The organism is Amaricoccus sp., from assembly GCF_017993425.1.
GTDB lineage: Bacteria > Pseudomonadota > Alphaproteobacteria > Rhodobacterales > Rhodobacteraceae > Amaricoccus.
On sequence record NZ_JAGOMQ010000031.1, the window covers coordinates 41,166 to 51,878 of the forward strand.

General features: G+C 70.1%; 11 protein-coding genes and 4 pseudogenes. 12 read left to right on the plus strand and 3 right to left on the minus strand.

Annotated features, from left to right (window positions below; genetic code table 11):
- Window positions 1-3: 3 nt before the first annotated feature.
- Window positions 4-528: a tRNA (N6-threonylcarbamoyladenosine(37)-N6)-methyltransferase TrmO gene (gene tsaA / locus KBB57_RS14690; protein ID WP_290751623.1), complete on the minus strand. Its 525-nt coding sequence runs from the start codon at window positions 526-528 to the stop codon at window positions 4-6.
- 85 nt (window positions 529-613) lie between these two features.
- Between tsaA and KBB57_RS14695 the strand changes: the two genes are divergently transcribed.
- From KBB57_RS14695 to KBB57_RS14715, 6 genes and pseudogenes are all read left to right on the plus strand, one after another.
- Window positions 614-1,003, plus strand: coding sequence for a hypothetical protein (locus KBB57_RS14695; RefSeq protein ID WP_290751624.1), 390 nt, complete (start codon window positions 614-616; stop codon window positions 1,001-1,003).
- On the plus strand, window positions 982-1,344 hold the full coding sequence (locus tag KBB57_RS14700; RefSeq protein ID WP_290751627.1) for a hypothetical protein: 363 nt from the start codon (window positions 982-984) through the stop codon (window positions 1,342-1,344). The genes KBB57_RS14695 and KBB57_RS14700 overlap by 22 nt, the downstream gene beginning before the upstream one ends.
- A gap of 256 nt (window positions 1,345-1,600) precedes the next feature.
- A pseudogene (locus tag KBB57_RS20140) lies at window positions 1,601-1,885 on the plus strand (molybdopterin-binding protein); the annotation flags it as partial.
- Window positions 1,886-2,015: 130 nt separating this feature from the next.
- A pseudogene (locus tag KBB57_RS14705) lies at window positions 2,016-2,204 on the plus strand (hypothetical protein); the annotation flags it as partial.
- Between the two features lie 237 nt (window positions 2,205-2,441).
- Window positions 2,442-3,959, plus strand: coding sequence for an aldehyde dehydrogenase (gene adh / locus KBB57_RS14710; RefSeq protein ID WP_290751629.1), 1,518 nt, complete (start codon window positions 2,442-2,444; stop codon window positions 3,957-3,959).
- A gap of 48 nt (window positions 3,960-4,007) precedes the next feature.
- Entirely contained in the window at window positions 4,008-4,355 is a 348-nt protein-coding gene (locus tag KBB57_RS14715; RefSeq protein ID WP_290751631.1) for a DUF779 domain-containing protein, read from the plus strand.
- A gap of 4 nt (window positions 4,356-4,359) precedes the next feature.
- Here the strand turns inward: KBB57_RS14715 and KBB57_RS14720 are convergent, their stop codons facing one another.
- A complete protein-coding gene (locus tag KBB57_RS14720; RefSeq protein WP_290751633.1) occupies window positions 4,360-4,797 on the minus strand; it encodes an Rrf2 family transcriptional regulator in 438 nt (145 codons plus the stop codon).
- 148 nt (window positions 4,798-4,945) lie between these two features.
- On the opposite strand from KBB57_RS14720, the gene KBB57_RS14725 reads away from it, so the two are divergent.
- From KBB57_RS14725 to KBB57_RS14750, 6 genes and pseudogenes are all read left to right on the plus strand, one after another.
- Entirely contained in the window at window positions 4,946-5,188 is a 243-nt protein-coding gene (locus tag KBB57_RS14725) for a hypothetical protein (RefSeq protein ID WP_290751635.1), read from the plus strand.
- Entirely contained in the window at window positions 5,182-6,240 is a 1,059-nt protein-coding gene (locus tag KBB57_RS14730) for an iron ABC transporter permease (RefSeq protein ID WP_290751638.1), read from the plus strand. Before KBB57_RS14725 ends, KBB57_RS14730 begins: the two co-directional genes overlap by 7 nt.
- A complete protein-coding gene (locus KBB57_RS14735) occupies window positions 6,231-7,049 on the plus strand; it encodes an ABC transporter ATP-binding protein (RefSeq protein WP_290751640.1) in 819 nt (272 codons plus the stop codon). Before KBB57_RS14730 ends, KBB57_RS14735 begins: the two co-directional genes overlap by 10 nt.
- Window positions 7,031-8,044 (plus strand): ABC transporter substrate-binding protein, encoded by a 1,014-nt coding sequence (locus KBB57_RS14740; protein WP_290751642.1) that lies wholly within the window; start codon window positions 7,031-7,033, stop codon window positions 8,042-8,044. The genes KBB57_RS14735 and KBB57_RS14740 overlap by 19 nt, the downstream gene beginning before the upstream one ends.
- 26 nt (window positions 8,045-8,070) lie before the next feature.
- Window positions 8,071-8,940 (plus strand): DUF364 domain-containing protein, encoded by an 870-nt coding sequence (locus KBB57_RS14745; protein WP_290751644.1) that lies wholly within the window; start codon window positions 8,071-8,073, stop codon window positions 8,938-8,940.
- A 157-nt stretch (window positions 8,941-9,097) separates the two neighbouring features.
- A pseudogene (locus tag KBB57_RS14750) lies at window positions 9,098-10,554 on the plus strand (aldehyde dehydrogenase family protein).
- Between the two features lie 49 nt (window positions 10,555-10,603).
- On the opposite strand, the pseudogene KBB57_RS14755 reads toward KBB57_RS14750, so the two are convergent.
- Window positions 10,604-10,713, minus strand: a pseudogene (locus KBB57_RS14755) (IS630 family transposase); the annotation flags it as partial.

Consider the following 10,713-nt stretch of genomic DNA (forward strand, 5'->3'; position numbering starts at 1 on the left):
GCTTCATCCGGTTTCGAAGTCTCCGGGCTGAGGCGGCGCGATCGGGCGGAACTCGGCCCGGTCCGGCTTGAGATCGAGGAGGGGCGTGCCGTCGATGCAGTCGAGCCCCTGCACGGACAGGGTGTGACCTCCCTCGATCCCGACCATCCGGACGATCGAGGTGCCGATCGGGTTCGGACGCACGGGCGAGCGGAGCGCGAAGGTGCCGCGCACCCGGCCATCGCTGGCCGGGCTCTGCAGAACGAGGTCGCGCCGCGATAGGTGCAGCCAGTAGAGGACCTCGAGCTGCTGGAAGGCCTCGATGCCGCGCAGCGCCTCCCGCCAGGGCGGGAAGATCTCGATCTGGCAGACAGGTCCGTCCGGCCGGCCTTGCCGCGGCGTCGCCATCCGCGACGTCCAGGGAGTCCGAATGCGGCCGATGAAGCCGATCGTCGCGTCCGCCGGCGGCGGGCTCGCTGCGACCTCGCCCGCCCGGATCTCGTTCTCGCGCACCATGGCCGCCTCGTCGACGTCGATCGTCCCAGACATATCGCGGACCTGGCATGGTAGCCAGAATCTTGCGATCGGCCGTTCATGCGATATAGTTGCCTAAAAATATCGGAGGTCCCGCGGAATGCCGATCGAGGCCGCAGCGCTGTCGACCTGCCGGGTAGTCGACGGAGGCGAACGGATCGCCCTGAGGTTCGTGGACGCGGCCGGGAAGCCGAACGAGGTCCTGCTCTCGACGGAAGACGCCTCGGCGGTCGCCATGACGCTGCCGCGGCTGCTCCGGGCGGCGCTCGGCAGCCGCTTCGGCGACGATACGCTGCGCTACGTCTTTCCGCTCGACAGCTGGCGGATCGAGGCGGCCGGGGACGGCCGGAACCTGATCCTCACCTTGGCGACGAACGGCGGCTTCGAGGTCTCGTTCGCAACCGAGCCAGCAGGTGTCGCGTCGCTCGGCTCGGCGCTGACGGACCGGCTTCCAGACTATGCGCAGGCGTGCGCCCGGATCCGGAACTGACCTTGGCAAAGCCCGAGAACCTGGCGGAGGCGCTGGCGTTCTTCGCCGCGACCTTTTCGTTCGTGGTCGGGCGGGAGAGGGTCGCGGTCGAGACGAGCTTGGGCCGGCGGCTTGCGGAGGGGGTGCTCGCGCCGGTGGACCTGCCGCGCTTCGACGCCGCGGCCATGGACGGCTTCGCGCTCAGGGCGGACGACCTGGCGCCGGGATCGCCCAGCCGCCTCCGGATCGCCGAGACCATCGCCGCCGGTCGCCCGCCGGCCCATGAGGTCCTGCGCGGCGAGGCCTCGCGGATTTTCACCGGCGCGATGATGCCCGCCGGCGCCGAGCGCGTGGTAATCTAGGATCTGTGCGCGGAGGTCGGCGGCGACGTTGTCGTCACCGCGCCGGAGGGCGCCAAGCCCCATGTCCGCCGCCGCGCCGAGGACGTGCGCCGGGGCGACATCGTGCTCTGGCCCGGCCAGCGCATCGGCGCGGCGCAGCTCGCCCTGCTTTACGCGCTGCAGGCGCCTGCGGTGACGGTCCACGCCCGCCTGCGGGTGGCGCTCGTCTCGGTCGGCGACGAGCTCCGGGGACGGCTTCGGCCGCCTCGGCCCCGGCGAGATCGCCGACAGCAACCGCCCGATGCTGCGCGCGATGCTCGCCGCCGCCGGCTGCGCCGTGCAGGACCTCGGCGTGCTGCCGGACGACCCCGACCGCATCCTCTCCGTGCTGATCGCCGCCGCGCAGGAGAACGACCTGATCGTGACCAGTGGCGGCGCGTCGGCCGGCGGCGCCGACCACCTGCAGCGGTTGATCTCCCGGCGCGGCTGCCTCGAGTTCTGGAGGCTCGCGCTGCGGCCGGGCCGGCCGGTCGGCTTCGGCGACATCGACGACTGCCCGATCCTCGCGCTGCCCCGATGGCGGCGGCCGTCGCCTTCGCGCTTCTCGGCCGGCCGCTGGTGGCGAAGCTCTCCGGCGATCCCGCGGCGGATCCCGGCCGGACCGCCCTGCCGCTCGCGCGAACCGTCCGCAAGGCGGTGGCCATGTCCAGGTTCTGGCGGGGCGGCTGGAGCGGAACGGCGACGCCGGGATGGTCGCGCCGCTGCCAATCCAGGGATCCGCCAGCGTGATGGCTCTTGCGGGCGCCGACGGGTTCGTCGTTCTGCCGGAAGAGGCGACGGTGGTCGCGCGCGGCGATCCGGTCGATTTCGCGCCGTTCTGAGATCGACGACGGTCGCCGCGGCGCGCGCTGCGCAGGTGACGACGCTATACAGTCCGGACAGCCATCGTTATGTTTGGTCGGCGCTAACGACGCGCGGCCCGCGACCTTTCCGAGACGGGCCGGACGATGTTGGAGCCGCCACGGCCGGGGCCGGTGGCGCACCCGCTCCGGCGGGGGCGCGAACAGCCTGCTTCGAGCCCGAGCCAAAAAAGCCGAAAGAGAACCAGGAGGAAGCCCGTGAACAAGATCGAATTCTTCCGAGAAGCGAAGGTCCCCTACGAGACGCGCTACGACAACTTCATCGGCGGCAAGCGCGTTGCGCCAAAGTCCGGCCGCTACTTCGAGAACACCTCGCCCATCAACGGTCAGGTGATCTGCGAGGTCGCGCGCTCCGACGCGGCCGACGTCGAGGCGGCCCTCGACGCCGCCCATGCCGCCAAGGACGCCTGGGGCCGGACCAGCGCCGCCGAGCGGGCGCTGATCCTGAACCGGATCGCCGACCGCATGGAGGAGAATCTCGAGCTGCTGGCCCGGGCCGAGACCTGGGATAACGGCAAGCCGATCCGCGAGTCGACCGCGGCCGACATCCCGCTCGCCATCGACCACTTCCGCTACTTCGCCGGGGCGATCCGGGCGCAGGAAGGCTCGATGTCGGAGATCGACCACGACACCGTCGCCTACCACTTCCACGAGCCGCTCGGGGTGGTCGGGCAGATCATCCCGTGGAATTTCCCGATCCTGATGGCGGTCTGGAAGCTCGCCCCGGCGCTCGCCGCCGGCAACTGTGTGGTGCTGAAGCCAGCGGAGCAGACCCCCGCCTCGATCCAGGTCTTCGCCGACCTGATCGCGGATACCCTGCCGCCGGGCGTCTTCAACATGGTGAACGGCTTCGGGCTCGAGGCCGGCAAGCCGCTGGCGTCGTCGAACCGGATCGCCAAGATCGCCTTCACCGGCGAGACCACCACCGGGCGGCTGATCATGCAGTACGCCAGCCAGAACCTGATCCCGGTGACGCTGGAGCTCGGCGGCAAGAGCCCGAACATCTTCTTCGCCGACGTCGCCGCCGAGGACGACGACTTCCTCGACAAGGCGATCGAGGGCTTCGTGATGTTCGCGCTCAACCAGGGCGAGGTCTGCACCTGCCCGAGCCGGGCGCTGATCCACGAGTCGATCTACGATCGCTTCATCGAGCGCGCCATCGCCCGCACGGAAGCGATCGTCCAGGGCGATCCCTTCGACCCGGCGACGATGATCGGCGCGCAGGCCTCCTCCGAGCAGTTCGAGAAGATCCTCTCCTACCTCGACATCGGCCGGCAGGAGGGCGCCGAGGTGCTGACGGGCGGCGGGCGCAAGGAGATGACCGGAGACCTCGCCGGCGGCTACTACGTCAAGCCGACGATCTTCAAGGGCCACAACAAGATGCGGATCTTCCAGGAGGAGATCTTCGGGCCCGTGGTGTCGGTGACGACCTTCAAGGACGACGACGAGGCGCTCTCGATCGCCAACGACACGCTCTACGGGCTCGGCGCCGGGGTCTGGACCCGCGACGGGACCCGGGCCTACCGCTTCGGCCGGGCGATCAAGGCGGGGCGGGTCTGGACCAACTGCTACCACGCCTATCCGGCGCATGCGGCCTTCGGCGGCTACAAGCAGTCCGGCATCGGGCGCGAGAACCACAAGATGATGCTCGACCACTACCAGCAGACCAAGAACATGCTGGTCAGCTACAGCCCGAAGAAGCTCGGATTCTTCTGATCGCGATCAGGGCCGGCCCGAGCGGCCGGTCCCTTCCGGGAGGTTGTCATGGACAAGGTCACCGCGACACCCGCAGCGCTCGAGCTGCTCGCCGAGATCGTCGCCGAGCACGGGCCGGTGCTCTTCCACCAGTCCGGCGGCTGCTGCGACGGCTCGTCGCCGATGTGCTACCCGCAGGGCGAGTTCCTCGTCGGCGACGCCGACGTGAAGCTGGGCGAGATCGGCGGGATGCCGGTCTACATCAGCGGCCCGCAATACGAGGCCTGGAAGCACACCGACCTGATCATCGACGTGGTGCCGGGGCGCGGCGGCATGTTCTCGCTCGACAACGGCCGCGAGCGGCGGTTCCTGACCCGCTCGACGATCTGCGCCCTGCCGACGACGGCCGGGCGGTAGCGGCTCATGCGCCGCCGGCGACGGGAGCCATCCCGAAGTCGGCCGGACGCAGCGCCAGATCGTGGAGGCTGTGGGCGTCGAGCTCCTTCAGGAAGGCGAACATGGCGCCGGCAAGGATGCCGCGGAGGCGGCAGCGGGCGGTGATCCGGCAGCGGTTGTCCGAACCGAAGCATTCGACGATCGCGAAATCGGGCTCGGTGGCACGCACGATGTCACCGAGCCGGATCTCCTGGACGGGCCGCGCGATCCTCAGCCCGCCCGACCTGCCGCGGACCGACGTCAGGAAACCACTCCGGCTGAGTAGGTTCGCCACCTTCATCAGGTGTGTCCGGGAGATGCCATAGGCCTCCGCCACCTCCTCGATCGTGACCAGCCGGTCGCCGTGGGCGGCCGCGTACATCATCATCCGGAGCGCGTAGTCCGTGAACTGGGTCAGGCGCATGGCTTGGCGCTCCGCGTAGGTCTCGTGTTCCCGATGCCGGCACCGGTCGCCGGCCCGCCAGCCGCCGCCATCGGTCCCTCCGATTGACACCCCGACCGCGATATGATGACTTCAATATGTATCATTGGATACATCGGGGAGGGGTTGCATGGACACGATCACACAGCCTGTCACGCTCACCAAGCGCTGCAAGATCCACGGCATCGACCTCCCGAGAGAAGGCGCGCGGACGGCGCGGTTCCTTGAGGCCTTCCCGGAGGCCTTCTACGACGAGGAAGCCGGCGAGTGGCGGATCGTCTGGGAGAAGGGGCATTTCGCCGAGTCGAACGCCCGCATCGAGGCCTTCTTCGCCGACAACGGTGTGAGCACCGTCCAAGTCGACCGATGCTGACCCGCGCCGCCGCGGCCGATACGCCGCGGCGGCCGGCCCGGGGGCGGGGGCAGGAACGGATCGTGCTCGTCGCCCTGCTGGGCGCGCTCGCCGCAGTGGCGGTGCTGTCGCTCGGCATGGGCCGGGTGTCGATCCCGCCTGGAACCGTGCTCGCGATCCTCGCCTCGCGCGTCGTCCCGATCGAGCCAACCTGGGATTCCTCGGCCGAGTTGATCGTCCTCAACGTGCGCCTGCCGCGCATCTGCGCCGCCGTCATGGTCGGCGCCGCGCTCGCGGCGGCCGGGGCCGCGTACCAGAACCTCTTCCGCAACCCGATCGTCTCGCCCGACATCCTCGGGGTATCCGCCGGCGCCGGCTTCGGGGCGTCGCTCGCGGTCATGCTCAACCTCGGCGGCCTCGGCATCCAGGGCCTGGCCTTCGCCTCGGGCCTCGTGGCCGTCGCGCTCTGCTTCTCGATCGGGCAGGCGATCAACCGGCATTCCCTGATCGTGCTGGTGCTGGTGGGCGTGGTGATCGCCGCCTTCTTCCAGGCGCTGATCTCGATCCTGAAGATCATCGCCGACCCGGTGAACGTGCTGCCGGTCATCACCTTCTGGCTGCTCGGCGGGCTGAACAAGATCACCCCGGGCGACCTGCCGCTGGCCGGCGGCGTCATCGCCGCGAGCCTCGGCCTGCTCTTCGCGCTGCGCTGGCAGATCAACGTGATGAGCCTCGGCGCCGAGGAGGCGCGCGCGCTCGGCGTCAACGTCGCGGCGACGCGGCTCATGCTCGTGCTCGCCGCCACGCTGATGACGGCGGCGGCGGTCTCGATCTCCGGCATCATCGGCTGGGTCGGCCTGGTGGTGCCGCACATCGGCCGCATCCTGGTCGGGCCGAGCTTCGACCGCCTGCTGCCGGTCACCATCGTGACCGGCGGCCTCTTCCTGCTCGTGGTCGACGACTTCTCCCGCGCCGTCGCGTCGATGGAGATCCCGCTCGGCATCACCACCAGCGTGATCGGGGCGCCGCTCTTCATCTTCCTCCTGCTCAGGACGCGAGCGGCATGGGCGTGATGCTCCGCGTCGAGGACCTCGCCTTCGCCTTCCCCGACCAGGGCCGGCGGCTGGAGCAGATCGGCTTCGAGCTCGCGTGCGGCGACGTCCTCTGCGTGCTCGGCCCGAACGGCGCGGGCAAGACGACGCTCCTGCGCTGCCTCTTCGGCAACCTGACGCCGTCCGCCGGCGCGATCACCATCGACGGCGCGGCCGTCGGCGCGCTCAGCGCACGCGAGCTCGCCCGCAAGGTCGCCTATGTCCCGCAATCGAGCCAGTCCGTCTTCGGCCATCTGGTGCTTGACATGGTACTGATGGGCCGCTCGGCGCACCTGCCGATGTTCGAGACGCCGGCCACCGGCGACGTCGCCGTCGCCGAGCAGGCGCTGGAGCGGGTCGGCATCGGCCATCTCGCCGGGCGGCAGTTCGCCACGGTCAGCGGCGGCGAGCGCCAGCTCTGCCTGCTCGCCCGGGCGCTGGCGCAGGAGGCGCCGGTGCTGATCCTCGACGAGCCGGCGGCGAGCCTCGACTTCGGCAACCAGATCCGCATCCTCGACATCGTCGCCGAGCTCGCGGGCAGCGGCTACGCGGTGCTGATGACCACCCACCATCCCGACCACGCGCTGCTGGTCGGCAGCCGGGTGCTCGCGCTCAAGGAGGGCCGTGTCTTCGGCAGCGGCGCGCCGGACCTCCTGCTCTCGGCCGACTTCCTGTCCGGCCTCTACGACGCGCCCGTCCGCATCATCCGCGACCGCGACGGGACACCGGCCTGCATCCCCGCCCTCGCCAGCCGTTCAATGGAGCCTCGACCATGTCTCAGCGCATCCTGACCCTCCTTGCCGGCGCCTGCCTGCTGGCCACCGCCCAGGCTGCGCCCGCGGGCGAGATCACCGACATGACCGGCCGCAGCGTGACCGTGCCCGACGAGATCGGGCGGGTGATCACCCTCGGCTCGGTGCCGGTGATCAACAGCTTCGTCTTCACGGCCGGCAAGGCCGACACGGTCGTAAGCGGGCTGCCGCAGCGCTTCGTCGACGCCGGGCGCTGGACCTACCAGTACGTCTTCGCGCCGCAGCTCGCGGATGCGCCCGACCTGCAGGACGCCAACTACGCCCCCGACATCGAGCGCATCCTGCAGGCGAAGCCCGACGTCGCGCTGTCCTTCGAGACCGACACCGCCGAGATCCTCGAGGCCAACGGCGTGCCGACGGTGCTCCTGCGCATCCAGAAGCCCGAGGACGTCAAGGCCGGCGTCGCGCTCGTGGGCGAGGTGCTCGGCAACCCAGAGATCGGCGAGAAGTACGCCGCCTTCTTCGACGCCACCCTCGCCCGCGTCGAGGAGAAGGTGACGGCGATCCCGCCGGAGGAACGGCCGCGCGTCCTCTACATCAACCCGGCCAACATGACCCAGCCGCATCTCGTCGCCGAATGGTGGATCACCGCGGCAGGCGGCGACAGCGTCACCGATGACGGCCGCACCCAGGAGGTGCTGTCACTCTCGACCGAGGTGGTCGTCGGCGCCGATCCCGACGTCATCATTCTCGGCGACCCGAAGCATCTCGACGCGCTGACGTCGGACGCCACGCTGTCCCAGCTCCGGGCCGTACAGGAGGGCGCCATCCTGGTCACCCCTATCGGCGCCCATATCTGGGGCAACCGCACGGTCGAGCAGCCGCTGACCGTGCTCTGGGCGGCGACCAGGCTTCACCCTGACGTCTTCCCGGAGGCCGAGCTGATCGAGGAGGTGCGGAACTTCTACGCGACGTTCTTCCGCATCGAGTTGACCGACGAGCAGATCGCCAGGATGCTCAGTGGAACGATGTGAGGCGCCCCGTCGACGGAGGAGCGGCCGTGGCGAACGCCATCCTGACGAAGACGGTCGAGATCGTGCGGGCCGAGCTCGGGGCCATGCTCGACGACATCGTGGTGGAGCGGGCCGTCATCGGCCTGTTCTTCACCGGGGTGAAGCTCTCGACCGGCCACGCCGGCGCCTGCGCCACGCCGATCAAGGAGATCCCCCAGGCGGTCTGCTGCCCGAGCTCGGCCATGGCGATGCCCTTCCCCGGAAAGCTCCGAGGCCGCCGCGCCGCCGGCCTGCTCGACGAGACGACGGCGTCGGTCGGCATCCGCCGCGCCGTCGGCATCGCGACGCTGAACGCGCTGGCCGAGATCGCCGCGGAGCGCCGGGGACGCGAGGACTTCGACCTCGTCGAGCGGCTCGACGCCTTTGACGCGGCCGGGATCGCGTCCCACGAGACCGTGGTCGTGGTTGGGGCCTTTGTCCCCTTCCTGCGCGAGCTGCGCAAGCTCGGCGCCCGGCACTTCGTGCTCGAGAAGGATCCCGCGACGCTGAAGCCGCACGAGTTGCCGCATTTCCGTCCGGCCGAGGAGGCCCCGGCGGTGGTTCCCGAGGCCGACGTGCTGATCGTCACCGGAACCACGCTGGTCAACGACACCCTCGGCGAGCTGCTCGCCCTGGCGCGGCCGGAGGCGCGGATCGTGGTCGTCGGCCCGACGGTCACGATGATCCCGGACGCCTTCTTCGAGGCTCGCTGCAACGTCCTCGGCGGCGTCCGGGTGACCGACCCCGACACCTTCCTCGACATCCTGGCCGAGGGCGGCTCGGGCTACCACTTCTTCGGCCGCTCGGCGACGAAGATCGTCCTGCGCCGACAGCCGGCGCTGCGCACGGCGGACGAGACGTCGGCCCTCTCCGCGTGAGACGACCACATCCCGAACCGCAGCGCGGCGTTGATGTCCTTCCCCTTGTCTGCGGACACCGTCTCGGCCATGAAACGATGAGCCCGGCGGCGCGTCCGAAGGCCGGCCCATGCGACACGGGCCGGCCTTCGGATGTCCCTGGAACTGGATAAGCCCGATGATCGAGAAGCGCGCGTTCTACATCGATGGCGGCTGGGCTGCACCGACGGCGCGCCGCGACTGCCTGGTGATCGATCCGACCACCGAGGAGCCCTGCGCGGTCATCTCGCTCGGCGACCAGGCCGACACCGACGCCGTCGTCGCCGCCGCCAGCCGTGCCTTCCCGGCCTAGGCGTCGACGCCGCCCGCCGAGCGCAAGCGGCTGGTCGCGGGCATCCTCGCGCAGTACGAGAAGCGGACGGACGAGATAGCCGAGGCGATCAGCCTCGAGATGGGCGCGCCGATCGACCTCGCGCGGAACACTAGGCGTCCTGTCTGCCGTGGCATTTCAAGGGCTTCCTCGACGCCTTCGACCGGATCGAGTGGTTCCGCCCGCTGCGCGCCGACACGCCCGGCGACCGGATCGCGCTGGAGCCAATCGGGGTCGTCGGCCTGATCACGCCCTGAAACTGGCCGATGAACCAGGTGACGCTGAAGGTGATCCCGGCGCTCCTGGCCGGCTGCACCTGCGTGCTGAAGCCCTCGGAGGAGGCGCCACTCTCCTCGCTGCTCTTCGCCGAGTTCGTTCGCGACGCCGGCCTGCCGCCCGGCGTCTTCAACCTCGTCAACGGCGACGGCCCCCGGGGTCGGCACGCAGCCCTCGACCCATCCGGACGTGGAGATGATCTCCTTCACCGGCTCGACCCGCGCCGGCCGGGCGATCTCGAAGAACGCGGCCGACACGCTGAAGCGGGTGACGCTGGAGCTCGGCGGCAAGGGGGCGAACCTCGTCTTCTCCGACGCTGGCGGGGCCGCGGTGGTGCGCGGCGTGAAGCACATGTTCAACAACTCCGGCCAGTCCTGCAACGCGCCCTCGCGCATGCTGGTCGAGCGGCCGTTCTACGATCAGGCCGTCGAGATCGCCCGCGGCGTGGCGGAGGCGACGCGCGTCGGCTCGCCGCGCGAGGCGGGCGGCCACATCGGCCCGGTGGTGAGCGAGCGGCAGTGGACCCAGATCCAAGACTACATCCAGAAGGGTCTGGACGAGGGGGCGCGGCTGGTTGCCGGCGGCCTCGGCCGGCCCGAGGGCCTGAACCGCGGCTTCTACGTCAAGCCCACGGTCTTCGCCGACGTCGTGCCGGGGATGACGATCGAGCGCGAGGAGATCTTCGGCCCGGTGCTCTCGATGCTGCCCTTCGACAGCGAGGACGAGGCGGTGGCGATCGCCAACGACACCCCCTACGGCCTGACCAACTACGTGCAGAGCGCCGACGTCGCCCGCCGCAACCGGCTGGCGCGGCGGCTACGCTCGGGCATGGTCGAGATGAACGGCCAGTCGCGCGCCTCGGGCGCGCCCTTCGGCGGAGTCAAAGCCTCCGGCCGGGCGCGCGAGGGCGGGATCTGGGGATCGAGGAGTTCACCGAGGTCAAGGCGATCTCCGGCTGGGACGTCGGTCTGGACTTCGCTGCTGAATAGCGAGGGCTGCACCCGCCTCGCGGAGGGACTAGTCTAGAGCGATAGCCGATCATTCTGGATCGTATCCGCAGGCGGCGAAATAGTTGGCGAACTCGGCTTGGCGGAAGGCGTCGAGGCCACGCCCGATGGCGCTCCATAATCCGTCGACGGTGCGCTCGG